We start from the raw sequence: 23,234 nt of genomic DNA, 5'->3' as shown, positions 1-23,234 counted from the left end.
CATGGAAAGCGCACCCTCGTCCTTCGCCGGCTACTTCGACGCCCAATTCGCGCAAGACGCCGATCCCTGGCGCTACCGCACGAGCTGGTACGAAGCGCGCAAGCGCGCGCTGACGCTCGCAGCGCTGCCCCGCGCCCGTTACCGCCGTGCCTTCGAACCGGGCTGCGCGAGCGGCGAACTCTCAGCCGTGCTCGCGCCACGCTGCGACGCATTGCTGTGCGCCGACTTCGCGCCGCGCGCGGTGCAGATCGCGCGCCTGCGGCTCGCGGCGTTCGGACACGTGCGCGTGGAGCGCCTTGCCATGCCCGATGAGTGGCCCGCTGGACGTTTCGATCTCATCGTGGTGAGTGAGATCGCCTATTACCTCGGCGAAGCGGGTTGCGAGGCGCTTGCGGCACTCGCTACGGCGGCGCTGGACGAGGACGGCACGCTTGTGTGCTGTCACTGGCGGCACGGCGGCGAAGCGTGGATGGTGGATAGCGCCGACGTGCACGACGCTTTCGCATCGCAGGCACAGCGCGCCTCATTGCATCGTGTCGTGCATGCCGAAGATGCCGATTTTCTGCTCGACGTGTGGAGCGCCGAGGCACTGAGCGTCGCACAGTGCGAACGCACGGGCTGAGCACGCCCGTCCCGCAAGATGCAAGCCTCGGTCCCTCGTGCCGTCTACTACGCCCTCGCCTCGAATGTCGTGGTCACGATCCGCAAGTTCGCCGCCGCCGCGTACACGAACTCCGGCGCCACGCTCGCGGAGGCGGCCCACTCCAGCGCCGACTGCCTGAATCAGGTGTTCCTCATCACCGGACGGCGCGCAGCCCACAGTCGGCCCGATGAGCAGCATCCGCTCGGCTTCGGGCGAGAGACGCACTTTTACGCCATGCTCGTCGCGCTGCAGTTTTTCACCGTGGGCGGCCTCGTCTCGATGGCGATCGGCGCGTGGCGGCTCTGGCATGGCGCCACCTTGGAGCGTCCCGAAGTTGCCGTGGGCGTGCTCTTCGTGTGCGCGCTCGTTGAAGGCGGTGCCTTGCGCGCGTCAATCCGCTCGATCGACAGGAAGCGGCGCGCGGGCGGCGTGCGTGGCTTATGGCGCTGGTTTCGCGAAACCGGGGAACTGAAGATCATGCTTTCGATCGGCGAGGACGTCGCCGCGCTCGCGGGCGTGCTCGTGTCCATCGCGGGCACCGGGCTCGCGGCCCTCACCGGCTGGGCGGGGTTCGATGCGCTCGGCAGCATCGGCGTGGGGCTTGTGATGATGGCGACGGCCGTGTTCTCGCTACGCGAGATCAAGTCGTTGATCGTTGGCGAAGCGGCGCGCGCAAGCGTTCGCAGATCGATGCGCGCGTGGCTCGATGCGCGGCCCGAGATCGGTCATATCGTGAGCCTCGTCGTGCTGCGCTGGTCGGACAGTCTGCTCGTGGCGGTGCAAGCCGAACTCGCGGAACGCCGCGACGCCGTCGAACTCGTCCGGACCATCAACCGCATCGAGAATGAGCTTCAGGAAGCTTTCCCGGCGGCGCGCTGGGTGTACTTCGAGCCCGAGCTGCGCGAGCACGGCGAGCATCCCTTGTGAGCCTTGCGCTATGTGCGCGCGACGCGCCAGTAGCGTTCGGGTCTTGCGAGATCGGCGGGAAAGCCCGCACCGAATGCGCGCAGCTGGCTCTCATACGCGCCAATGCCATCGAGCCGGAGCGCCTGTGCGCGTGCGCCGAGGCGCTCGGGTGACCAGGTGTCGTCGAGTGACGTCGCGTGCAGCCCGGCAGCCCCGAGTGCGGCCAGCCGCTTCGCCACCGCGCCGGGCGCCGCGCGATGAATCGCATCCTCATAAACGATGCAGGACGCCACCAGGCCCGCACGCAGCAACGCAACCCATGCCTCGCCCACGCGCACATGATCTGGGTGATGCACGCCGAGGGGCACGACGAGCGTCGAGCCGCGCGCCAGGCCGAATTCCACGTTCAGCGCCTCGGTAAGCGCGTCGACATCGGGTAGCGGGCCATATTGCCCGTCGAGAAAATCGAGCCGCAGCGGCTGCGCGCCGCAACATTCGAGCGCGCGATCGTCTTCGCGCCAGCGGCCGCGCATGGCCTGCGTCGAGTCGTCATAGCCGGCCGCGCGATCCCACGGTGTCCTTCGCTTATCGGCGGGCGTGCCCGCGAACACCGTGCAAACGCGTGCGCCCGCATGCGCCGCGAGCAGCGCGGCACAACTGAACACCGCGTCGTCGAGATGTGGGGAGACCACGAACAGCGGCGGCGAGGCACAAGGCTTTTCGGGCTTCAAGGAAGGGATTCGCATGGCGGTCTTTTAGGCGTTACGAAGGCACTATTTGCGTATTGAAGCGGCGCGCTCGCGCCCAATCGATCTTGTCTACTAACGTGAATAGCCCTATGGCATGGCAATCTCGGGCGCCTCCCCGTCCTCGGCTTCGCCGCGCGCCCACGTGGCGAGCGTGTCGCCGAAGCCTCCCTGCACGCGTGCGTCGAGCCGTGCGCTCGTGACGACGCGCGGCGCGGCGCTCCATGCAATCACCGCTCCCGTCACTCCCAGCATTTCGACGAGCGCGACATCCTCGCCACACGCGAGCGGCGCAAAGCCGCCTGCGCGCCGGTACGCCTTAGCGGAGACTCCGAGGTTCGCGCCATGCACGTGGCGATGGCCGTCGGCGTCGCGATAGCGCCGCTGCCATGCCTCGCGTGTGTGCGCCGGATGGCGGCTCCAGTCGTCCACCATCACAGGCCCGCATACGGCGTCGACATCCAGCGCCAGTTGCGCGGCTAGCCAATCCGGCGAAACACGGCTATCGGCGTCGGAAAACGCGAGCCAGCGTGCGCCCTCGTCGAGCAGATACTGCGCGCCCGCCGCTCGCGCGACGCCCACGTTGCAGGCATCGATGGTCAGCGTTTCTACGCCCTTGCGTTGCGAAATGACCGCCGAGCCGTCGGTACAGGCGTCGAGTACCACGAGCACGCGCACCGGCTCGCCACGCAGCGCGACGTGTTGCGCGGCCTGCAGGGCGGCGGCGAGGCATGGCGCAAGCAGACGCTCTTCGTTGTGCGCGGGAATGACGAAGCCAATCATGCGAGATCCTCGGGCTGCCATTGGAGGGAAGGTGATTGCCGCCAGTGAGCCCTCGAGGGCCGCACGCGAGCGTATCCGCAACTTCAGTACCCGCCGATGCCACGCTCCGGGATCGCAAGGCGAAGGCGCCCGGCGTACCGCAGTCCCGTACTGCCGGCAGGCAGCGCGAGCGCGGCTGCGTACGGCAGTGGCGGGTGGTATGACGTGGCATTGCCTGATCCGGCTATCGTCAGAAGAACTGCAGCAGCGTATGGGCGGTCAACACGACTCCCGTGACGATCACCGCGAGCCAGCTGAGCGCGCGCACGAACAAATGTGATTTCAGCTCGCCTACGGCCGCGCGGTGGCTACTCAACAGCACGAGCAGAAAAAGCACAGGCGTCACGGTCATGCCATTGGCCAGCGCACTCCAGTAGCAAACTGTCATCGTGTCAACGCCGAGTGTCCCAAGCAGCCACGCGGCGACGGCGCTCGTTGCCATGAGCGCGACGAGAACACGAGCGATGCGGTGGTCGCGCTGGTCGCCACGAGGCCAGCCAAAGGAGCTCGCGGCGGCGTGCGCCGCAGAGCCGGCGAGCGGTGGCAGCGCCAGAAGCGCCGTGCCAAGAAGCGCGAGACCGAGCACCTGTGCCGCGTACCCGTGCACGGCCGGAAGAAGCACCTTCACGGCATCGGGAGTGGAAGTGGACGGCGCCTGCGCGCCGTGCAGCGTCACCGCGGCTGCGCAGAGGATTAGCGCGCCGACGGCATTTGAGAGCAGCGTCCGGATGAACGTCTCCCGACGCATCTTTCGCAACTGCGGTGACTCTCCTGATGACCGGGCGTCTTCGCCATGAGCCGAGGCACTGTCCTGGGCTCCCGCCTCCACCTCCTGTTCAGCTTGAGAGAACAGGAGATACGGACTCACGGTCGTGCCCAGTACCGCGATCAGCATCGCCAGAAAGCCCTCCGACCAGGTAACGTGTGGCATCACGCTGTGCCATGCCACGCTGCGCCATGCCACGCCCGTCATGAGCAGCGTACCCGCGTAGCAGAACAGCGCGAGGGAAAGCCATTTGAGAATGCCCGCGTAGCGCGCGTACGGCACCCACCACTGGAGCGCCATCGATGCGCTCGCGAATACGACTGCGAACAGACCGACGGGTCCGTGGAACATGAGCCGCGCGGCCTCACCCATCGCCAGCATGTCTGCGACCAGATTGAACGTGTTAGCCAGAAGGAAACGCGCAACAGCGAGCGCGAATAGCCATCGCGCGTAGTACGTCCGCATGTTCTCCGTAAGTCCCTTACCCGTCACGGCCGCGACGCGCGTCGCAATCAGCTGGAGCGCAACCATCGATGGATACGAGAGCACGCATACCCACAGCAGATCGAAGCCAAACTGTGCCCCGGCGAGGGTGTAGGTGAAAATGCCACTCGGGTCATTGTCTGCGCCGATCGTGACGAGTCCCGGCCCCATATTGGCAGCCCAGGCATGTGCCGGGCGGTCGCTGTGTTTCAGACGGTGGCGCCGCGGCCGGAGGACCCAGCCGGTTTCCATAGACGGTGTGACATTGTTCTTGCGGTGCAAAACCAGGCCGGCACGCGACGTCATCTTCGATCGGCGCTGCGGCGTAGTACGGTCGGCAGTGGCACATGGGAGCGCAACACGTGTTCCCGGGATCTCGCGCGGTGCCTGACTTGCACAACGGGCCACGCGCGGGCGGCATGGGAAGCGCGCCATGAAGCGGCTCGGCAGAACCTCCGGGTGCCGATAGTGGAATCCCGCCTTCGTTTGCCAGCAGCCGATAGTACGAACGTTGCCGATTCCCGCGTGACGACCGGCTGGGCGCTCGCACTGATGGTCAATTTCACCGCGGATACAGCCGAGGCGGCATTCGACCATCACCTCACCAAGCCGGTCGACCTCGACGATGTGGTTCGACGCCTGGCCGCGAAGACCTCAGTCGCTGGACAGCGCCGCTGATGATGTACCGGCCCTCGAAGCAGCAGGGGGCTTTGATAGTCTTGTGCCCTCTTTGCTCAATCACAGCCGCCCGGCGCCCGGTCAAGAACAGTTCGTGAGTCTCATCAGCGGCAGGGAGATTTCGACTGTCAAGCCGGCCTCGCGCCAGTGTGTAACAAAATTGCCGCCCAGCTGTCTGATGAGCGTGTTGCGCAACAGCGTGCTGCCGAATCCCTCATGCGCAGGAGTTGCCGTGATTGGCGGACCGCCCTCTTCCAGCCATTGGATGGCGAGCGTTTCGCCCTGCGCTTCCCAGCTCAATGAAACGTGGCCCGCCTCTGCGGAGAGTGCGCCGTATTTCGCCGCATTGGTCGCGAGTTCATGGAACACAAGCGCAAGACTGGTGATGGCGCGGCCGTTAAGGTCGAAATCCTTGCCATTCACCGTACGGCGACTTTGATTCGCTGTCGCGTACGGTTTGAAGATCGCATCGACGAGCTCGTGCAAGGTAGCGGCCGGGCGCTGGGAGCCGGGAGGCTCAAGTCCGAAACCACGACGCACAAGGGCATGTGCGGCTGCCAATGCCTGCAGGCGCCCGGAAAGCGTATCGGCAAATTCCGGCGTTGACGTCGCGGTGCGTTTGCCCACGTGAATCATCGCATCAATGACGAAGAATACGTTGTTGACGCGATGCTCCATTTCCCGGCTCACCAGCTCCTGGTGAGCGAGAGCATCCTGTAGCTGCTGCTGATTCTGCAGGACAGCGAGGGCGATCCCTGCAAAGGAGGCCAGCTCCCGCATGATTCGGGCATGTCCGCTATCAAACTGCCCCTCCTTTTCCGAGACGACCCACAAGGTGCCGAGTGGCTGACCGTGCGCGACATAGAGCGGGACGAGAAGTACCTCCGGGCATACCACGCCCGCGTCCGCGATCCATGAGTAGTACCGCTCCGGGCGCCGCGTCAACGTCGGCTCGAAACGGTCGAGGCAAACCCCGCATGGGCTGTAATTCCGAGGCGTGGTTGCCCCTTCGAAACACGCCAGATCGCCGTACAGGTCTCGCCATCGAAAAATGCCTGGCGTGCCTTCTTGTGGCTCGAAAGCGCTGATCCCGGCGGACGTCGCGCCGGTCATCTGCATGGCGCGCTCGACGAGCCTCGGAAGGACCTGTTCAGGATGATCGAGCATTTGCCCTCCGATATCCTGAAGCGCAAGCTTTTCGCCGAGATAATCAGTAACCCTCGGAATTCTTCGATGCAGATCGGCGGTAATGTACAGGTCTTGTGGCGGCACAGAATCAATGATCATCCCGTTCTCCGTCGCGGCTGGAAAATCGTACGCGTGGTCAATGTGACACGTACGGCGAAGGAAGTCACCGAAAAACGCTGACGGCGGGCGATCTGCCCCTTGCGCGGCTGGGCCGGGCCCGCAGCTGCTAACGTACGTGATCGGACACAACGAACCTCTCCCCGGAGCGGAGGCAATTGGGAGGCCGCACCGGAGAACAAGCGGAGCAACGACAGCCCAACGCGTGAATCTGCCCGACCCGGCTGAGGATTCTCAAGACCGGCATAGCGCGAGGCGCGCAATGAGTTCGAGCAGACGTTCGCCGGTAAAGGGCTTGCGCAGACTGGCACGGATGGGCGATCCAACTGGAGGCGTCGCGACGGCGGAAACAAGCACGACGGGGATAGCCGACAGTTCGGGATCCAGATCAATGGCCCGTGCCAGTTGCAGTCCGTCCATCACGGGCATCGTATAGTCCGTGAGGACGATATCGATTCTTTCCGCCCGCGCGAGCCGCAAGGCGTGTTCGCCATTTCCGGCACACCTCACCGTATGCCCCGCCGACTCCAGAAGTGCGGCAGTGGCTTCAAGGAGCCGCTGGTCGTCATCCACAATGAGTACGTTCGCCACGGCTGTCCTTGTCTGGCAGTCCATCAACGTGCCGGTCGGCGGCGCCCTGAACTGCCTCACTCCCCTTACACCGCACTTCGGGTTCCCGGTCAATCCGCTGCAGATCGCCTCCCAGCCCCGACGCTTCTTTCCGCCGTCCACGCGAACCTCGCGGCATGGCGAATGCGCTTACGTTTCCTCCAACCCCAAGGAGCAATGCAATGACTACCTTCAATCCTCAACCAACCGGCGCGGGCGCCCAGATCACGGGCGGCGGTGCGGGTGCCGGCCCGGGCCCGGAAATCATGGCTGCGGCCACCCTCGACGGCGACAAGGTCATCTCGGCTGACGATGAGCATATCGGCAAGATCTCCGACATCATGCTCGATGTGCGCAGCGGCCGCATCGCCTATGCCGTTCTCTCCGAAGGCGGCTTTCTCGGCATGGGCAACACGCTTCACGCGATTCCGTGGAGCGCGCTAACGCTGGACACGGCCGAAAAGTGCTTCCGCGTCGACCTGTCGGCGCAGGCGATCAAGGACGATCCGGGTTTCGACAAGGACCACTGGCCGTCGATGGCTGACGTATCGTGGGGAACCCAGCTGCACGATTACTACCACCGCCGCCCGTACTGGTCGACCGCTGGGTTGCCCGAAGAGCGTGCCGTTCCTCCCCGCGACCCGATGGATCTCTAGGCGTTGTCATTTCAGCCCACCCGCTTTTCGAAGCGTCAGGAGCACCGGGTCGTCCGGTGCTCTTTTCATGCACCCTGGCACCGGCGAGTGTTGCGCCACGGATTCGCTGCAACGCTTCACCTGCAAACGCGCTGGCTCATTAAATTCCGACAGCAGTCCCAGGTGTCGGTAGCGGGCGCAGCCTTAACTGTTGATACGAAATGTCGGGAGCGCATTCATCTGCTCTCGACACTATCGAGTCGCCAGTATTCAGGCCCAGCGCTGCAACGCGTTGATCCCGCGTTGACGATTCAGGCGACTACTTGCCGTATTGTCGGTCGCATTCGTGCGCTGGCTGCCCGCGGCGATACTCCGAAACAACAAGTGTCAGGACGGAGGGAATGCCGATTGCGCTAACCCGCGTACGCACCCCACACGCGCAACGCACTTTCAGGAGCGCTCATGTCACCGACCGTCAACCAGTACGCCATGCAAGACCCGACAAATCAGTATCCCGGGCCGGAGTTCGCGCGCCAGCCAGCCGAGCTTGCGCCAATCTACGTGGTACCGGCCTCGCAGGAATCGAGCTTCGTGACTGGCGAGATTTACGGCGCTACAGGCGGCAATCACCTACCGTAAGACGCCCGCGTCCTCCATCTACCAAGCCTCGATACTCGATGAAGAACGTTTCCCTGAACCAGCTCCGTCCAACGCAGGCGACCCACGGGCTGCGCGGGGTGGAACAGAAGACTAACGAATTTCGCTCGCTGTCAGGTCATGATCTGCAGATGGCGATCGCCGAGAAGCCCATACCCGTGGTTCTCGGACCACGACAAACCCCCTTCGCGATCGACCATCATCATGTCGCAGCCGCCTTGTGGAAGGCCGACATCTACGATGCTCCCTGCGTTCTCGTTGCGGACCTGTCTTCCCTTTTACCGACACAGTTCTGGCTGACGATGGAAAACCGCAACTGGGTCCACCCGTACGACAGTCAAGGTAGGCGAATTCCATTCGTCGCTCTGCCGCGGCACGTCCGCGACCTGGCGGATGATGAATATCGTAGCCTCGCCGCGTTCGTACGCGACGCAGGCGCCTATGAGCCGACCACCGTCCCCCTTGCGGAGTTCCGGTGGGCGGACTTCTTTCGTGCCACGCTTCCCTTCCCTGAAAGCGATTCAGCGTTTAACACACTTATAAGAAAAGCTGTGCGGCTGGCTAAAAGCGAACGAGCCATCGGCCTCCCTGGCCACGTGGGAGGCAGAGGAGGCAAATCAAAATGAATGTCCTGATTGCATTGTTCGGAGAAGGAAAAGATCTCGATGCGCTGCAAATGTCGGCCAGGGCAGTGGTGGCCTTCCTTTGTGCCCTGGTGCTCATCCGGATCTCGGGCAGGCGGTCCTTCGGACAACGCTCCGCCTTCGATTACGTCGTGGCAATTCTGCTTGGCGCGACCCTGAGCCGGTTCATCGTGGGCGCATCTCCGGCGGTTCCGACGATAGCTGCGTCGTTGATGCTGGTACTTTTGCATCGGGCTCTGGGATGGCTGTGCGTGCGTTCGAGCTTCGTTGACGGGCTGCTTGGGGGCGCGGTCCGGAGGATTTACCAGAACGGAGAGTTTGACGATGCCCAGATGACTGCTGCACTTATCACACGTGATGACGTGCACGAAACGGTACGCGACAAACTTCACGCTACCTCGCTCGACGCGGTCGACTCAGCATTACTTGAACGGAACGGCCAGATCAGCCTGATCCTGAAGCCTGTTGCACCGGATACCGCGGACTTCAGGAACCAGTCCTTAACTGCCAAGGCTGACGGGGGGCGCAGCCGATAACCGCTCGTGACTGCGCCTGATCCAGTTGCTCCACGGGGGTGGCCCAGAATCGGCGCGAATCTTTCTGGAGCCTCGACCGGTTTCGAGTGAGGTGCGCTTCTCCCTCTCATCAACTTCAATCATCCAGACGGTTGCACTGCCTCGCCGCGACCGGCAAGGACTCCGGGCACGCCCCATGCGACTTCTCCACTGCGGGGTCTACATAGCCCTTCGCGGGAGAACACATCATGCCTTACTTGCTTGGCTGGCTTCTTGGCGTACCGTTAGTGGTTCTTGTCATTCTGTATCTCATCTTTCATTAACGAAGAATGGCGCGGCTGATCAGCGTCGCGGCCGACTTCACGGTCGGCCCGCAAAGCGCTGGAAATGCAAGCATTGCCGCTGCCGCAACCACCATGACATTGGTTGCACGCGGTGACCCTGTGCTCGATTGTGCAGGGCAATCCACGCGCCAGTTCTTCCTGTCGCAGCAACCTATATCTTGACCGTCTGCCTGCGCTGCGCCGGATCGACGCCCTGCGCACCCGCACGCCTGCCCAGTGGTAGATCGCCGAAGACATCGCCCAGCACGGCTTCCATACGCATTCCGCAGTTACTGCGGTCAGATCGCCCCCGCGCACGCCTCCTGGGCGTACACGAATGTAACTCTACTGGCTGCTGTCGCAGCCCGCATTGAACGCGGCTGTGCGCGTCATTGCGAGGTTGCGATTCCAACCAATCTGCTGACCTCTTCCAGACAACCGGTCACAAAATCTTCACGCGCCTGGGCATGCCATTGGCGGCACAAAGGGCAATCGCTGCAGTCCCGCACTCTGGAGTGCACCATGCTCGCTCATTTCGCTCCCTCGTCGCCGTTCGTCGTTGCCATGCTGGTCGTTTGCCTGATCATGGTACTTGCCTTCGAGGTGAGCAACGGATTCCACGATTCCTCAAATGCAGTCGCGACCGTCATCTATACGAACTCGCTCGAACCGGTGCCCGCAGTCGTCTGGTCGGGTCTCATGAACCTGGTTGGCGTGCTTGTCGGTGGCATTTCGGTGGCGTTCGCCCTCGTCACGATCCTGCCCCCCGACGTACTGACGCCCCCTGACGGCTCGCCCGCGGTCCCGATGCTCGTATCGATCTTTTCTTCTGCACTGCTTTGGAATGTACTGACGTGGTACTTCGCAATCCCGAACAGCAGTTCCCATTGTGTGATTGGTTCGTTGATTGGCGTCGCGGCCGCCGATGCGTTGCTCAAATCGCGCAACCTCGCCGAAGGCGTGGACTGGCACCAGATCGTGACCGTTCTCAAAGCGCTTGCGGTTTCCCCTGTGCTCGGATTCGCTATTGCCGGAGGCCTCTATTGGATCCTGCGGATGGTCGTGCGACGCGGAGATCTGCTCGAAGCGCCTCGCGACGGAAAGAGACCCGTATGGTGGATGCGCGCGCTGTTGATTACGACGTGCACGACAGTGAGCATTTCGCATGGCACGAACGACGGACAAAAAAGCATCGGCCTCATCATGTTGACCGTTATCGGCCTGCTGCCGGCGACTTATGCGCTAAACCCGCAGTCGGCAGGACAGATCAAACAATTGAGCGAATACGGATCGCAGGCCGTACCGCTGATCGCCGAGTATGGCGACGACGTCAAGACGCAGGGTCTCAATGCCGCACAAGCACTTCAGCGCGCCGGGCCGGATACGCTACGCGAAGCAGATGCACTCAGCGCCAACCAGCCTGTGCAAGCTGGTGATCGCGCAACCCGTTCCCAGTTGCGCGGCTATGTGTACGACGTGGTTTCAGAGATGAAATACGTCAGCCAAAAGAAGAACGTGCCCGAAGCCGAGCGCAGACAGGCATCCATGCTGCTCAAATCGATGAGCACGCCGGTCGAATACGCTCCCTGGTGGGTGCGCGTACTCAGCGCCGTCTGTCTCGGCGCGGGCACGATGGTCGGATACCGGCGCGTCGTCCGCACGCTCGGCGAACGGCTCGGGCGCCAGAAAATGACGCCAGGACAAGGCGCAAGCTCGGAACTCGTTGGCTCACTGTTGATCGGCACGGCGGGTTTGACGGGGTTACCCGTCAGCACGACCCATATCATTACGTCGGGCATTGCGGGCACGATGGCTGCCAGCGGGCAAGGCGTGCAGAGGCGCACCCTCGTCAGGATCGCCGCGACCTGGCTGATTACGTTGCCAGTCACAATCGCGTTGGCGGGCACGTTCTTTTATCTCCTCGCGTGATCCTGGGCGGCCGACAGGCGCTCGGAGGCGCGGGCTTGCGCAATTACGGGGACTAGCAACTCACCCGAGAAAAGCCGTTCCGCCGCCACTCGTTGCCATCAACTCAGCATCTGACCCAGTGCTCATAGATCGGCGACAATCAGACCTTCTGGAAAGCCATTTTTTCAACTGCGCTGATGTCCTGTCTACTGAGTGCTTGAAGTGCAGCCAGATTCGCGCCGCTCTTGTCGACGGTAATTATCTCGGGCTCGCCGTTCTGTTTACCTTCTCGAAGTAGCAGCGAGCTACTTGACCGCGCTCACGCGACAATGCCTTCCAGACCCTCAAGAATGTAGGGCCCGAGACACATTGAACCAGTTCGCCACATCATGACCACAGCAAGAAGACTGGCGCTCATTCCGGCATGCGTGCTTGCCACTTCTCTGCACGGCCACGCGCAATGTGTCGACCTGGTCGCCAGTCTTGAGGACGGTCAGTTGATGCAGTCGCGGATCGCGCTGGTCGACCGTGCCACGCCTGCCGAGCAGATCCGCGTCCTCGCCTACATCTTCGAAATCGATCAGACCGGCGGCCTGCTGTTGCGGCATCTGGTCGAGGCCGCGCGCCGCGGCGTGCCGGTCAAGCTGCTGATCGATGGCATCGGCCCCGAGCCGCACTTCGCGTTCGAGGACGAGTTGATCGTCGCCCTGCACGAGGTGGCTCCCGGCATCGAACTGCGAATCTTCCATCCACGATCCGATCTCATCGAGATTTCGCATCGCATGCACGACAAGCTGTTCCTGGTTGGCGACACGGCCGTGATCGGCAGTACCTCGATCTGGGATGCGAGCTTCCGCAACTGGCTCAGCGAGCGCGATCTGATGGTGTCGGGCAACGCCAGCCAGGACGCCTCCTCCCTGCACGCCATGTACCAGCATTTCGCCTTGTTCTGGAATAGCCCGGAAGTGGTTCGCCCCGAGCCGGAAAAATTCCTCGAAATCGCAAGTCCTTATCGCGTCTCGCACGGCTATGCGACGCTGGACCCGGCGCGCATCCACTATTGGCGCGAATGGCTGCTGGCTCCGCTCGACGGCGCAGCCCGGGCGACGGACCTGGCCGCTAGCGATACACCAACCGCCTCCGATACGCCTGATGACCCCGCCGCTGCGCCCGCTTCCGGGGAGGATTTTGATCCTGCCTGGATGCCGATCGCCTGCGATCGCCTGCGCTATGTCCACGACTGGCCCGACAAGCGCTCGCCAGGCACACTGCAGGACATGCTGCAAGCGTTCGATACGGCGCAGCACGAGATCCTGATCATCAACCCCTACCTGATCCTGGTGCCGGAACTGCGCGAGGCGCTCGAGCGCAAGCGGCGCGACGGCGTCCACGTGATCCTGGTGAGCGCCTCGTTGGCGAGCATCACGCAGGAATTCCCCGCAGTCGGTCGCGCCTATGCCGACGATCTGCCCGGCTTGGTGAATGCCGGGATCGAGGTGCGCGAGTATTCCGACCAAGACAACCGCATGATGCACGCCAAGCTGGTCCTCATCGACAACCATCGATATTATCTCGGCAGCTTCAATTTCGATTCGCTGTCGGCCCGCTTGAATACCGAAAACGGTCTGTGGATAGATATCCCTGAGGACGGGCTCGATCCCTTGCAGGACAGCGTGGCGTACTACCTGCGCAACTCAAGTTCGGTGAGCGACGCCAATAGCCGCCTGCTGGCGGATCCCGATGCGCGCTGCCGGGCCGCCGGCTGCGGCGGTGCCTGGCGTTGGGTGACGATGCTGATCAGGAGCTTCCTCTGAGCGCGGCTTTGATTGTGTCGCATCGACGGGTTGAATCCGCAGCCATCTGCGGACATTGGCCTGCTCCTGGTTTGCGACAATTAAACGACCGTTTTATGCCAGCCAACGGACCGACCAAATTTTCAAACGCCTGCGCAGTGTCTCTGGTAACTAGCGCTGAGGGGGGCCGGTGAATCCGCAGGCGTCGCGGCATGCCTTCCATATACGTTGAGCAGTTCGTCGCAGAACGTGCGCACGATGGGATTTTCAGAGGCACCGCGCTTGATCGCAACATGCATCGCCACGTCGTAGCCAAACGTTGCGCGCCCTAACGCCCGGACGAGGCCGCGTTGCTCGAACGGTTCGGCGTGCACGGCCGGCAGATAGCCGATATGGCTGCCCGACAGGATCAGGACCGTGGCCGCGTCGATGCTGTCGGCACGCGCCGTCACCTGCCGGTCGCCAATGCCCGCAAATTCCTCGGGAATCGGATAGCTGCGCCAGACCCAGTCCTGTTCGCGCAGCCCGTCGATATTGACGTGGGGCGCCTTGTGGAAAAGCGCATGCCCACGCCCGCAGTAGAGCTCCTGGCGCTCGCTAAAGAGTTCCGTGTAGTCGAGGCCGGCGACGCGGCGCCAGAAGTAGCCGATCGCGATATCGAGCCGGTTATTGACGAGGCTGTCTTCGAGTTCCTGCGGCGCAACCACTTTCATCGTGAAGCGCACGGCCTGGTCGTGCTTGCGAAACGCGCCTAGCGCTTGCGCGAGGCGCGCGCTCTCGATATGCGAGGCCTGCCCGATCACGCCAATTGCGAGCGTGCCGACGAGCTTGCGGTCAATCTCTCGCAGGCGCTCGACGAACTCGGACGTGGCCGCGATGAGCGCGCGCGCCGACGGCACAAAGCGCTCGCCCTTCGACGTGAGGCGAAAGCCGCCGCGCCCGCGCTCGCAGAGCCTGAAGCCGACGCGAGCCTCCAACGCCAGGAGCTGCGTGCTGATGGTGGACTGTCGCACGCCTAGCGTCGCTTCGGCCGCCGTGATGCCTCGCGCGTTCACCACGGCGAGAAATACGCGGATAAGCCGCAGGTCGAGATCGGAGGTATTCGATAGCATGTTGCTTCGTTGTACGCACAGGTCAAAAAGGCAACGTCAAATTGTGAACGGGGACTGCCATTACGCGGAACTCCGGCGCGCCTGCTCACGTGGCTGTGCTGGATCGTCGAAAGAGCGTTCCATGCAAATCAATCAGGAGGCCGTATTTTGTCGAGATGACTCACACCCTTTGCATCGACTCGACATTGCCGACCTGCTCCATCAGCATGCGTTCGCTTCGAATCGAAATCAGGCGCTACTGACTCGAGGCCCAACCCGAGACAGCCTTGGATTCGAGGAACTCTTCGATACCGAACACACCGCCTTCGCGCGCGCGACCGGAAGACTTGATTCCGCCGAATGGCGAGCCGGCTCCGCGCGGCTGTCCATTCATTTCGATCATGCCGGAACGCAGTCGTGCGGCCACGCGATTGCGCCTCGCGCCGTCGGTCGACTGAACATAGTTTGTGAGGCCGTAAGGGGTGTCGTTGGCGATCGCAATCGCCTCTTCTTCGCTTTCAAATGGAATGATTGACAGCACCGGCCCGAAAATCTCTTCACGAGCGATGGCCATCTGATTATTGACGTCGGCAAAGACCGTGGGCCGGACGAAGTAACCCGTTTGATGACCTTTTGGACGACCGAGCCCGCCGACGACCAGTCGCGCACCTTCGTCGATGCCTTTCTTGATCATTTCCTGAACCTTCTGGAACTGAGCTTCGGACGCGAGCGGTCCGATGTGCTTACCCGGGTTGTGAGCGGCGTCTATAGTCACCGCTTCTGCAATCTTCGTTGCTTCACTAACAACGTGATCGTAGATGGGCCGCTCGACCAGCATCCGTGTGGGCGCGTTGCAGCTTTGACCGGTGTTATGGAAGCAATGGAGCACGCCTCGTTTGACCGCGGAGGGGTCTGCGTCCGCAAACACGAGATTGGCACCCTTGCCGCCGAGTTCAAGCGACACCCGCTTAAGCGTCTCAGCGGCAGCCCGGGAAATGGCAATTCCGGCGCGCGTCGAGCCGGTGAAGCTGATCATATCGACATCAGGGTGCGATGAAAGTCGCGTGCCCACGCCTTCGCCATCGCCGTTGACCAGATTGAAGACCCCCTTGGGGAACCCTGCTTCGTTAACATACTCGGCAAAAAGCGTGGACGAGAGCGGAGCAATTTCGGAAGGCTTGAGAACCATGGTGCAACCCGCGAGGAGTGCCGGGACGACCTTTAGCGTCACCTGATTCATCGGCCAGTTCCAGGGCGTGATCAGACCGACAACGCCTATCGGGTCCATGAGGATACGGTCATTGGGAGCATGCGGCCCGAGACGACGCTCGAATTCAAAGTCCCGGAACGCCCTGATGAAGTTCTCGATGTGATAAGTGCCAGCTCCGACCTGATCCGACAAAGCCATGTCAATCGGGGCGCCCATCTCGAGGCTAATCATGCTGGCCATCTCCGGAGCGCGTCGCTTGTAGATTTCAAGGAGGCGCTCAACGAGATGAAGACGTTCGGCGGCATCGGTGCGCGACCAGCCGTCAAACGCGACACGAGCCGCCTCGACCGCACGGTCCGCGTCCGAGGCGTTGCCGATGGAGATGACGGCGCAGGCCTGCTCCGTGGAGGGATCAATGACGGGCAACTCGACGTTCGCTGCCGGGGCTACCCACTTTCCATCGATATAAAAGTATTTTTTTTCCAGCATGGCATCTCTCCAGATTGGATATTCGAAAACAGGCGGCACGGGGGAGCACCTGCGCTTCGCGCGGTCAGTTCCAGTTGATTTTCATTGCCCGCGCACCGGCTCGATCGGCGTGCAAAGACCGGCGCGCGCCTCGATCGCTTCGCCGGCGGCAAGGCACAGCGCCTCCTGGAACCGTCCGGCGACGATCTGCACGCCCGTCGGCAGCCCCGCGCTCAAGCCGGTCGGCACGGCAAGGCCCGGCAGGCCGAGGATCGCCGTTGCGGTCAGCGGGCTTTGCGCTTCGATGATGCTGCGCATTTGCGCATCGCCTCGCTGATCCTCGTCGATGCGAAATGCCCGCTGGCACGAAACGGGCATCAGCAGCAACGGGTAGCGCTGGAAGAACGACTCCCACTCGCGCACAAGGCTGGTCCGGCGTGCGAGGGCGTTGACGTAGCCAGCCAGATCGAATGGCGACGCGAGCCGCCGCTGACTGCTGAACGCGTTGCGTATCGCGGCGTCGCCGCTGGACTCGATCGTTTCGGCAAGCCCGCTCAACGCTTCAGTCGTGACGAGGTTGAGCCAAAGCTCGCAAGCCTCGTTCAGACTCGGCGGCGCCACTTCCTCGACAATGCAGCCGGCCTCTTCCAGCCACCGCGCGGCGCGCCGCACCGCGTCGGCAACGGTAGCGTCGGTAGGCACGCCGGGCAATTCCGCGCACACGGCCACGCGCGCGGGAAACCGCGGCTCAACCGCACCGGGCGCAACGGGCACGCACCACGGGTCGCGCGCGTCTGGCGCCGCCATGGCGGCAAGCGCGAGGCGCAGATCGCTGACCGTCCGAGCCAGTGGTCCCTGCACAGACGCGAGTTGAACCGCGAGCGTGCGCTCGCGCGCCTGGGTCGGGTTGTACGCCGGCACACGGCCCGAGGTCGGACGCAGGCCTGCCACGCCGCACGCATAGGCAGGGTGGCGGATCGAGCCGCCCAGGTCGTTGCCGTGCGCGATCGCTCCGATCCCCACGGCAACCGCCGCGGCGGCACCGCCACTCGAACCACCGGGCGTGAGTTGCGCATTCCACGGGTTCAGCGTTCGACCGTGCAATGCGTTGTCGGTGAACCAGCGATACGAGAACGCTGGCGCATTGCTCCGGCCGATAATGATCGCACCGGCCCTGCGCAGGTTCGCCACCACCGGGCTGTCTTCGCGCGCGACGAGATCCTTGAACGCCACGACGCCATTGGTAGTCGCGCAGCCGGCCATGTCGACGTTCACCTTGACCGTTACCGGTACGCCGTGCAGCGGGCCGAGCGGATCGCCGCGCTCCACTGCCGCGTCGGCTGCCTGTGCGGCCGCCAGCGCGCTTTGCGCCAGTACGTCGACAATCGCATTGATGTGCGGGTTGACGGCCTCGAGCCGTTGCAGGCTGCTCTCGACCAGTTCCACCGACAACACGTCTCGAGACGCGACACGCGCCGCCATTTCGGTTGCGCTCAAGCGCCACAAATTCTCTTTCACGTTACGCTACTCCTTGCTGTGCAAAGCAATGGGGCCTCGCGAAGGCCAGATGGCCCCGCGCCTGATCGCTGGCCACTTTCCAGCCAGCGCGTGTTGTTCCGCTACGCCCCGGCCTGCTTCGCCTGGGGCGCGTACGACACAAAGATCTTCTGGCACGCTTCCACGACCTCCCACGTACCCCGGAAGCCATGCGGAATGACAAACCGGTCGCCCGCGCGCAGTATCTTCTCCCCGCCTAGTGCGTCGCGCACCACGCAAACGCCGCTCAGCATTTCGCAGTACTCAGATTCTTCGTACTCCACAGTCCATAGTCCACATGTGCTTTCCCACAGGCCGCTGCTGAATTGTCCGCACGGACTGATGTACCGGTGTCTCAGTGTCTGCACGGGATTGCCCGCCAGCAGGAGTCCTCGCGGCAGACGGTATTGGGTGACTTCGCCTTCATCCTTCATCAGGTCGACGATATGCGCGACGTTCAGCATCTTTATTCTCCAGTTTTCTTCACGTTCCGGAATCCTGCGGGGCGGCGCCTACTGCAGCCGCCCCTGCGCTCACAACAGGTCCTGCATCGCATGCCACGCCATCGCCAGTGCCAGCATCGGCTTTCGCAACAGCGGTCCGCCCGGGAATTCGCGATGCTGGATCCGGCCGAACAGATCGAAGCGCGCCGCCTGTGTGTCGATCGCCTCCGCGATGAGCCTGCCCGCGAGCGCCGTAACGTTCACGCCATGGCCGGAAAAGCCCTGCGCGAAATAAACGTTCGGCGCGAGGCGGCCAAAGTGCGGTGCGCGGTTCATCGTCGCGTCAATGAGGCCGCCCCACGCGTAGTCGATCCTCACGTCCGCCAGTTGCGGAAAGGTCCTCAGCATGTCGAGGCGCATAGCCTCACCTGTATTGGGCGGCAACCGGGTCGAACAACTGGCCCTGCCGCCCCACAGCAGCCGCCCGTCTTTCGACAGCCGGAAATATTCGAGCGCATGATTGCTGTCGCAAATCGCGGCATCGGCGGGCATCAGCGCGCGCGCCCTCGCCTTTCCGAGCGGCTCGGTGGCGATCACGTAAGTCGCCACGGGCAGGATCTTGCGCTTGAGCGCGGGCGCGAGCTGCCCCAGGTAGGCGTTGCCCGCGAGCACGACGTAGCGGGCCTCCACCAGCCCTTTCTCGCACAGCACCTCATGTCCCACAGCGTTCTTGCGCAGGGACACCGCGCACGTGTCTTCGTAGAGCGAAACACCCGCTGCCTTCGCAGCGCGCGCGAGCCCCAGTGCGTAGTTGAGCGGGTGCAGGTGGCCGCTGTCCTCGCTATAAAGACCGCCCACGTAACGTTTCGACTCGACGTAGCTTCCCAGATCCGCCGCCTGGACATAGCGGTAGCCGCGATAGCCGAAGCGCGACGCCGCCTCGTCGCACCACGCCTGAAGCGCGTCGGCGTGGCGCGGCTTGTTGGCCACGTTCAGGTAGCCGAAGGTGAGATCGCAGTCGATACCGTGCGCCTCGATCTGCTCGCGGACGATATCGACCGATTCGAGCCCCATGTCCCAGATGCGGCGTACGTCTTCCGGAGACATCGATTGCGCGAAGGTGTCGATGCCACACGAATAACCGGTGATCAACTGACCGCCATTGCGGCCGCTCGCCCCCCAGCCTATGCGCGAAGCTTCGAGCAACGCCACTGAGAAACCGCGTTGGACAAGGTTGAGCGCCGTGCAAAGACCGGTGAACCCGCCGCCGACGACACAGACGTCCACGTGCACGCGTCCCGCAAGTGGCGCGTGATGCGCCGTGTCATTGGCGCTGGCTGCGTAATACGAGGGCGCGTGCGCCTGATTCCTGAATTTGAGCATAAGCCACGAGTTGCGATGAATGGCTTCGCACCTGAGGTGCGAGGCCATGGGTTCCGCATTAGAACGAGTAGATGAACTGCGCGGCTAGCAGATCGTTCGACTTCGCGTACGATCCATCATTGCGCAGGAACACCCGGTTGTTGGACCAGTCGTGCCGGTACTCGACCTTCACGATGATTTTCTGCGTCGGGAAAAACAGCACATCGAGCGCGACATCCTGGCGAACCGCACCGTTGCATTCAAAGCCGAACCCGCCGCCTGCTTTCGAGCGGGCGAGGCAGTCGGCGTCGATGCCAAACCCGTTGTACGGGTCCATACCGTTGCCATTGAGCGCGATACCGCCCCCGCCGCCACCATTCTTGTTGTTCACGAGCACGTCGTAGCGCGCCGTCACACCCATGTGGCCCACGAGCGGCGCGTTGAACTTGCGGTGCGCGAGCAGCGAGAGTCCGTACCACTGCGCGAGACCGCCATTGAACGCCGCGTGCGCCTGCTGGCCGTAGTCGAGTTCGGCGTTGTACTGCACGTCGGCGAGCGTGTAGGTGGCGTCGGCCTCGGTGAAAAAGAACGTGCCATAGGCGCCAGGCGCCTGGCCGCCCCAGCCGTAAGCGGTCTGGCCCGTCGCCGGATCGAACGCGCTCGGCAGCGTCTGCCTCGCGATCGTGAACGACCCGCCAATGTCGAGCGCGCTGCCGTGCAGATAGTCGACACGCGCGCTAAACGCCGGCATCTTGTTGCTGGTCGTAATGGGGTCGCCCAGCGCGTTCACGCCCGTCTGCGTGACTGCGCCATTTGAACGGAACTGCTCGTTGGCGAGCAGAAACTTCCAGGCCCACTGGTCGCCCGTATAGTTGACGCCCGCGCCGATCGAGCTACCCGGGTCCGAGAAGTCGTACAGCAGGTTGTGCGTGAGCGTCAGCATGAGGTTCGATTGCTGATACTCGTAACCTGAGAGCCCTGGCATCAGGCCGGCGACGACCGCCGTTTTCGATGTGAGCGGCACCGTGGCGAAAGCGGTATTGAGAATGTTGAACCCGCTGTCGCCGTGCTCGTTCATCATGAAGATGCCCGCTCCTCGGTTCGGCATCAGCGACACCTCGACCGACGGCGCAGTGGGGCCAACCCCGAAGGTCTTCTTGATGTCGAGGTACAGGTCGCCTATGGTGCTGTTGTAATACTGGTAGGCGTTCTCGTGGTTCGCGAACAGGAACGACGAACTGCTCTGCGCGCGGTTGTAGACGTAGGACGGATCGATATAGCCTGTGATGGACAGGCCGGCGATGGGTCCAGTAGTGGCCGCCTCGGTCAGCGAATCGACCTTCAGCTGCTGGCTCGCGATCTGCTGTTTCATCGCGTCCACATCGTCATTGGACAGCCGCGCGGGTTGTGTGCCGTAGTCCGGTGACGCGACGTCGACCGTCGGTGCTGCGGCCTTTACATGTGCGTCTTTTTCCTGCTGGGCCCTCAGTTCCTGCTTGAGCGAGCTGACCTCCCTTTGCAGCGCGTCGAGTTGATTCTGCAAGCCTTGCACCTGATCGCTGGTCGGACTTGCCGCGACAAGCCCAGGCAGTGCCCCGGCCACCAGCGCGCATAACAGTCTCTTCTTCATCGAGTTCTTCCCCTTTTCATTCGTCTTTATAAGAACGTCTGTCATGAAACAATCCGATCCGCTCCGATCCCGCCGGGCGTCGCCCTATGGGCGGCAGGCAACGCCACGATCGGTATGTGTGCAGCATCTGCCTCGAGACGCTCGAACGCGGCATGGGCTTCAGCCGCCTTGCGACGTTTGTGCACGAGCGTTGCCCAGTTCACGGCGACCACGCCAAGAGTCACGACCGTGATGAACACGGTTGCGAGCGCATTCATCTCCGGATTCAGGCCCATTCGCACGCGCGAGAACACGACGAGCGGCAGCGTGGTCGAGCCTGGCCCCGAGAGGAACGCAGACAGGATCACGTCGTCCATAGAGACCGTGAACGAGAGCAGCCACCCCGAGAGCAGCGCCTGCGAGATCAGTGGCAGGGTGATCACGAAAAAGACCTTCAGTGGTCGCGCGCCGAGATCCAGCGCCGCCTCCTCGAGCGATCTGTCGAGCTCCTTCACGCGCGACTGGACGATCACCGCCACGAACGAAAGACACAGCATCACGTGACCGATCCAGATGGTGAGCAGACCGCGCCCGGCTGGCCAGCCGACCATCTGTTGCAAGGCAACGAAGAGCAGCAGCAGTGAGATGCCCTGGATGACCTCTGGAATCACGAGTGGCGCGCTGATCATGCCGGCGTAGAGCGCGTAGCCGCGAAAACGCCCCATGCGCGCGAGCACGAAGCCAGCCCACGTGCCGATCACGACGGAGGTGAACGCGGTCATCAGCGCGATCTTCAGGGAGAGCAGCGCGGCGTTGAGCAATTCGGCGTCGTGCAGCAGCGCGCCATACCATTTCGTCGAGAGGCCGCCCCAAACCGTCACGAGGCGGGATGCGTTGAACGAATAGACGACGAGGCTGATGATCGGCACGTACAAGAACAGGAATCCTACGATTAGTACACCTGTCGAAATGAGCCGGTTTGGCTTGATCATTTGCCTGCCTCCAGTTCCTTGACCTGGTAGTACTGGAGCACGGCCATCGGCACGAGCAGCAACAAGACCATCGTCACGGTAACGGTTGACGCCATCGGCCAATCCATGTTGTTGAAGAACTCATCCCACATGACGCGGCCGATCATGAGCGTATTGGCGCCGCCGAGCAGTTCCGGAATCACGTATTCGCCAACTGCCGGGATGAAGACAAGCAAGCTGCCCGCGATGACCCCGTTTTTCGAGAGCGGTAGCGTGATGCGCGTGAACGCCACCCAGGGCTTCGCGCCCAGGTCATAGGCGGCTTCGAGCAGCGTGAGGTCCATCTTCACGAGGTGCGCGTAGAGCGGCATCACCATGAACGGCAGGTACGAATAGACCATGCCGATATAGACGCCCGCGTCGCTGTGATAGAGCCGAAGCGGCGAATGGACGAGGCCGATGGCCACGAGTGTGTGATTGAGCAGGCCGTCGTCCTTGAGGATGCCGATCCATGCGTAGACGCGGATCAGGAACGACGTCCAGAACGGCAGCATCACGCCCATCATGAGCAGGTTGCGCGTGGCCGGATTCGAGCGCGCAATGTAATAGGCGATCGGATAGCCGATCAGAAGGCAGAGGACGGTGGACACCGCCGCCATCTTCAGCGAGCTGATATAGGTGGCGATATAGAGGCTGTCTTGCAGCAGGAGTGCATAGTGGCCGAACTGCAGCACGACGTGCACGACGCCATCGTGCGCCTGCAGCATCGCCGTGTAGGGAGGGATGCCCAGTTCGAGGTCGGTGAAGCTGATCTTCAGCACGAGCATGAACGGTAGCGCGAAGAACAGCAGCAGCCAGACGAATGGCACGCCAATGACAGCAGTACGCCCAGATGGCACGAATCGCGAGAACGCGCGAGCAATGGAGGAGTTCATAGCCGCGGCCTCCTTACTGCGTGAGCACGACGCCGCTGGCCGGCGACCAGGACACATAAACGTCATCGTTCCAGGCGGGCGCGCCCTCGTTCATGAGGTGCGAGCTGGAGAGGTTCGAGACGACCACCTTGCCGCCCGGAAGACGCACGTGATAAAGCGAATAGCTGCCCATGTAG

22 protein-coding genes and 2 pseudogenes are annotated in these 23,234 nt (G+C 62.8%); 9 read left to right on the top strand and 15 right to left on the bottom strand.

Annotated elements, in window-relative coordinates; genetic code table 11:
• The first annotated feature begins 1 nt into the window (after nt 1).
• Together JMY28_RS30535 and JMY28_RS30530 are read left to right on the top strand one after the other, a co-directional pair.
• Entirely contained in the window at nt 2-622 is a 621-nt protein-coding gene (locus JMY28_RS30535; protein WP_201699650.1) for an SAM-dependent methyltransferase, read from the top strand.
• An 18-nt stretch (nt 623-640) separates the two neighbouring features.
• Nucleotides 641-1,570, top strand: coding sequence for a cation diffusion facilitator family transporter (locus JMY28_RS30530; RefSeq protein ID WP_201699649.1), 930 nt, complete (start codon nt 641-643; stop codon nt 1,568-1,570).
• 8 nt (nt 1,571-1,578) lie between these two features.
• On the opposite strand, the gene JMY28_RS30525 is transcribed toward JMY28_RS30530, so the two are convergent.
• From JMY28_RS30525 to JMY28_RS30515, 3 genes are all read right to left on the bottom strand, one after another.
• Complete coding sequence (locus tag JMY28_RS30525) at nt 1,579-2,295, bottom strand: PIG-L family deacetylase (protein ID WP_201699648.1); 717 nt, start codon at nt 2,293-2,295, stop codon at nt 1,579-1,581.
• A 90-nt stretch (nt 2,296-2,385) separates the two neighbouring features.
• The gene (locus JMY28_RS30520; RefSeq protein WP_201699647.1) at nt 2,386-3,078 is read right to left on the bottom strand and encodes a glycosyltransferase; all 693 of its coding nucleotides are present in this window, start codon (nt 3,076-3,078) and stop codon (nt 2,386-2,388) included.
• Between the two features lie 229 nt (nt 3,079-3,307).
• Nucleotides 3,308-4,537, bottom strand: coding sequence for an NRAMP family divalent metal transporter (locus tag JMY28_RS30515; RefSeq protein WP_201699646.1), 1,230 nt, complete (start codon nt 4,535-4,537; stop codon nt 3,308-3,310).
• Between the two features lie 297 nt (nt 4,538-4,834).
• On the opposite strand from JMY28_RS30515, the gene JMY28_RS30510 reads away from it, so the two are divergent.
• The gene (locus JMY28_RS30510) at nt 4,835-5,044 is read left to right on the top strand and encodes a hypothetical protein (RefSeq protein ID WP_201699645.1); all 210 of its coding nucleotides are present in this window, start codon (nt 4,835-4,837) and stop codon (nt 5,042-5,044) included.
• A gap of 81 nt (nt 5,045-5,125) precedes the next feature.
• Here JMY28_RS30510 and JMY28_RS30505 read toward each other — a convergent pair whose 3' ends face one another.
• Nucleotides 5,126-6,331 carry an HWE histidine kinase domain-containing protein gene (locus JMY28_RS30505; protein WP_201699644.1) on the bottom strand — a complete coding sequence of 402 codons (1,206 nt, stop codon included), beginning with the start codon at nt 6,329-6,331 and terminating at the stop codon, nt 5,126-5,128.
• A 252-nt stretch (nt 6,332-6,583) separates the two neighbouring features.
• Nucleotides 6,584-6,940, bottom strand: a complete 357-nt coding sequence (locus JMY28_RS30500) for a response regulator (RefSeq protein WP_201699643.1) — start codon at nt 6,938-6,940, stop codon at nt 6,584-6,586.
• Nucleotides 6,941-7,140: 200 nt separating this feature from the next.
• Between JMY28_RS30500 and JMY28_RS30495 the strand changes: the two genes are divergently transcribed.
• The 5 genes and pseudogenes from JMY28_RS30495 (at nt 7,141) to JMY28_RS30475 (ending at nt 11,661) form a co-directional block, all read left to right on the top strand.
• Nucleotides 7,141-7,614 (top strand): PRC-barrel domain-containing protein, encoded by a 474-nt coding sequence (locus JMY28_RS30495; protein ID WP_201699642.1) that lies wholly within the window; start codon nt 7,141-7,143, stop codon nt 7,612-7,614.
• Between the two features lie 513 nt (nt 7,615-8,127).
• Nucleotides 8,128-8,232, top strand: a pseudogene (locus JMY28_RS30490) (NAD(P)-dependent dehydrogenase); the annotation flags it as partial.
• Between the two features lie 38 nt (nt 8,233-8,270).
• Nucleotides 8,271-8,876 carry a ParB-like protein gene (locus JMY28_RS30485; RefSeq protein WP_201699641.1) on the top strand — a complete coding sequence of 202 codons (606 nt, stop codon included), beginning with the start codon at nt 8,271-8,273 and terminating at the stop codon, nt 8,874-8,876.
• Nucleotides 8,873-9,430, top strand: a complete 558-nt coding sequence (locus JMY28_RS30480) for a DUF421 domain-containing protein (RefSeq protein ID WP_201699640.1) — start codon at nt 8,873-8,875, stop codon at nt 9,428-9,430. The genes JMY28_RS30485 and JMY28_RS30480 overlap by 4 nt, the downstream gene beginning before the upstream one ends.
• A gap of 824 nt (nt 9,431-10,254) precedes the next feature.
• The gene (locus JMY28_RS30475; RefSeq protein WP_201699639.1) at nt 10,255-11,661 is read left to right on the top strand and encodes an inorganic phosphate transporter; all 1,407 of its coding nucleotides are present in this window, start codon (nt 10,255-10,257) and stop codon (nt 11,659-11,661) included.
• A 187-nt stretch (nt 11,662-11,848) separates the two neighbouring features.
• On the opposite strand, the pseudogene JMY28_RS30470 reads toward JMY28_RS30475, so the two are convergent.
• A pseudogene (locus tag JMY28_RS30470) lies at nt 11,849-11,946 on the bottom strand (IS6 family transposase); the annotation flags it as partial.
• An 83-nt stretch (nt 11,947-12,029) separates the two neighbouring features.
• On the opposite strand from JMY28_RS30470, the gene JMY28_RS30465 reads away from it, so the two are divergent.
• On the top strand, nt 12,030-13,454 hold the full coding sequence (locus tag JMY28_RS30465) for a phospholipase D-like domain-containing protein (protein ID WP_201699638.1): 1,425 nt from the start codon (nt 12,030-12,032) through the stop codon (nt 13,452-13,454).
• Nucleotides 13,455-13,576: 122 nt separating this feature from the next.
• Here the strand turns inward: JMY28_RS30465 and JMY28_RS30460 are convergent, their stop codons facing one another.
• The 9 genes from JMY28_RS30460 to JMY28_RS30420 form a co-directional block, all read right to left on the bottom strand.
• The gene (locus JMY28_RS30460) at nt 13,577-14,545 is read right to left on the bottom strand and encodes a LysR family transcriptional regulator (RefSeq protein WP_201699637.1); all 969 of its coding nucleotides are present in this window, start codon (nt 14,543-14,545) and stop codon (nt 13,577-13,579) included.
• A 235-nt stretch (nt 14,546-14,780) separates the two neighbouring features.
• Nucleotides 14,781-16,223, bottom strand: coding sequence for an aldehyde dehydrogenase family protein (locus JMY28_RS30455; protein WP_201699636.1), 1,443 nt, complete (start codon nt 16,221-16,223; stop codon nt 14,781-14,783).
• Nucleotides 16,224-16,304: 81 nt separating this feature from the next.
• Nucleotides 16,305-17,720: an amidase family protein gene (locus JMY28_RS30450; protein WP_201699635.1), complete on the bottom strand. Its 1,416-nt coding sequence runs from the start codon at nt 17,718-17,720 to the stop codon at nt 16,305-16,307.
• Between the two features lie 101 nt (nt 17,721-17,821).
• Complete coding sequence (locus JMY28_RS30445; protein ID WP_201699634.1) at nt 17,822-18,202, bottom strand: cupin domain-containing protein; 381 nt, start codon at nt 18,200-18,202, stop codon at nt 17,822-17,824.
• 69 nt (nt 18,203-18,271) lie between these two features.
• The gene (locus JMY28_RS30440; RefSeq protein ID WP_201699633.1) at nt 18,272-19,564 is read right to left on the bottom strand and encodes an NAD(P)/FAD-dependent oxidoreductase; all 1,293 of its coding nucleotides are present in this window, start codon (nt 19,562-19,564) and stop codon (nt 18,272-18,274) included.
• Between the two features lie 58 nt (nt 19,565-19,622).
• Nucleotides 19,623-21,173 (bottom strand): DUF3138 family protein, encoded by a 1,551-nt coding sequence (locus JMY28_RS30435; protein ID WP_201699632.1) that lies wholly within the window; start codon nt 21,171-21,173, stop codon nt 19,623-19,625.
• A gap of 41 nt (nt 21,174-21,214) precedes the next feature.
• Entirely contained in the window at nt 21,215-22,144 is a 930-nt protein-coding gene (locus JMY28_RS30430) for an ABC transporter permease subunit (protein WP_201699631.1), read from the bottom strand.
• Nucleotides 22,141-23,058 carry an ABC transporter permease subunit gene (locus JMY28_RS30425; RefSeq protein ID WP_201699630.1) on the bottom strand — a complete coding sequence of 306 codons (918 nt, stop codon included), beginning with the start codon at nt 23,056-23,058 and terminating at the stop codon, nt 22,141-22,143. Before JMY28_RS30425 ends, JMY28_RS30430 begins: the two co-directional genes overlap by 4 nt.
• A 13-nt stretch (nt 23,059-23,071) precedes the next feature.
• A partial coding sequence (locus JMY28_RS30420) for a TOBE domain-containing protein (RefSeq protein WP_201699629.1) occupies nt 23,072-23,234 on the bottom strand: 163 nt, incomplete at its 5' end.

This window comes from Paraburkholderia hiiakae (assembly GCF_904848665.1).
Classification (GTDB): domain Bacteria; phylum Pseudomonadota; class Gammaproteobacteria; order Burkholderiales; family Burkholderiaceae; genus Paraburkholderia; species Paraburkholderia hiiakae.
The sequence above is the reverse complement of the archived record's forward strand: the minus strand, read 5'-3'. Positions and strand labels throughout refer to the sequence as shown.

Excerpts from the sequence above, each read along its gene's own strand:
- JMY28_RS30485 (WP_201699641.1), top strand. The coding sequence starts at position 8,271 with ATGAAGAACGTTTCCCTGAACCAGCTCCGTCCAACGCAGGCGACCCAC.
- JMY28_RS30505 (WP_201699644.1), bottom strand. The coding sequence starts at position 6,331 with ATGATCATTGATTCTGTGCCGCCACAAGACCTGTACATTACCGCCGAT.
- JMY28_RS30445 (WP_201699634.1), bottom strand. The coding sequence starts at position 18,202 with ATGCTGAACGTCGCGCATATCGTCGACCTGATGAAGGATGAAGGCGAA.
- JMY28_RS30460 (WP_201699637.1), bottom strand. The coding sequence starts at position 14,545 with ATGCTATCGAATACCTCCGATCTCGACCTGCGGCTTATCCGCGTATTT.
- JMY28_RS30465 (WP_201699638.1), top strand. The coding sequence starts at position 12,030 with ATGACCACAGCAAGAAGACTGGCGCTCATTCCGGCATGCGTGCTTGCC.
- JMY28_RS30435 (WP_201699632.1), bottom strand. The coding sequence starts at position 21,173 with ATGAAGAAGAGACTGTTATGCGCGCTGGTGGCCGGGGCACTGCCTGGG.
- JMY28_RS30475 (WP_201699639.1), top strand. The coding sequence starts at position 10,255 with ATGCTCGCTCATTTCGCTCCCTCGTCGCCGTTCGTCGTTGCCATGCTG.
- JMY28_RS30455 (WP_201699636.1), bottom strand. The coding sequence starts at position 16,223 with ATGCTGGAAAAAAAATACTTTTATATCGATGGAAAGTGGGTAGCCCCG.
- JMY28_RS30440 (WP_201699633.1), bottom strand. The coding sequence starts at position 19,564 with ATGCTCAAATTCAGGAATCAGGCGCACGCGCCCTCGTATTACGCAGCC.
- JMY28_RS30430 (WP_201699631.1), bottom strand. The coding sequence starts at position 22,144 with ATGATCAAGCCAAACCGGCTCATTTCGACAGGTGTACTAATCGTAGGA.
- JMY28_RS30515 (WP_201699646.1), bottom strand. The coding sequence starts at position 4,537 with ATGGGGCCGGGACTCGTCACGATCGGCGCAGACAATGACCCGAGTGGC.
- JMY28_RS30525 (WP_201699648.1), bottom strand. The coding sequence starts at position 2,295 with ATGCGAATCCCTTCCTTGAAGCCCGAAAAGCCTTGTGCCTCGCCGCCG.
- JMY28_RS30535 (WP_201699650.1), top strand. The coding sequence starts at position 2 with ATGGAAAGCGCACCCTCGTCCTTCGCCGGCTACTTCGACGCCCAATTC.
- JMY28_RS30480 (WP_201699640.1), top strand. The coding sequence starts at position 8,873 with ATGAATGTCCTGATTGCATTGTTCGGAGAAGGAAAAGATCTCGATGCG.
- JMY28_RS30530 (WP_201699649.1), top strand. The coding sequence starts at position 641 with ATGCAAGCCTCGGTCCCTCGTGCCGTCTACTACGCCCTCGCCTCGAAT.
- JMY28_RS30425 (WP_201699630.1), bottom strand. The coding sequence starts at position 23,058 with ATGAACTCCTCCATTGCTCGCGCGTTCTCGCGATTCGTGCCATCTGGG.
- JMY28_RS30495 (WP_201699642.1), top strand. The coding sequence starts at position 7,141 with ATGACTACCTTCAATCCTCAACCAACCGGCGCGGGCGCCCAGATCACG.
- JMY28_RS30520 (WP_201699647.1), bottom strand. The coding sequence starts at position 3,078 with ATGATTGGCTTCGTCATTCCCGCGCACAACGAAGAGCGTCTGCTTGCG.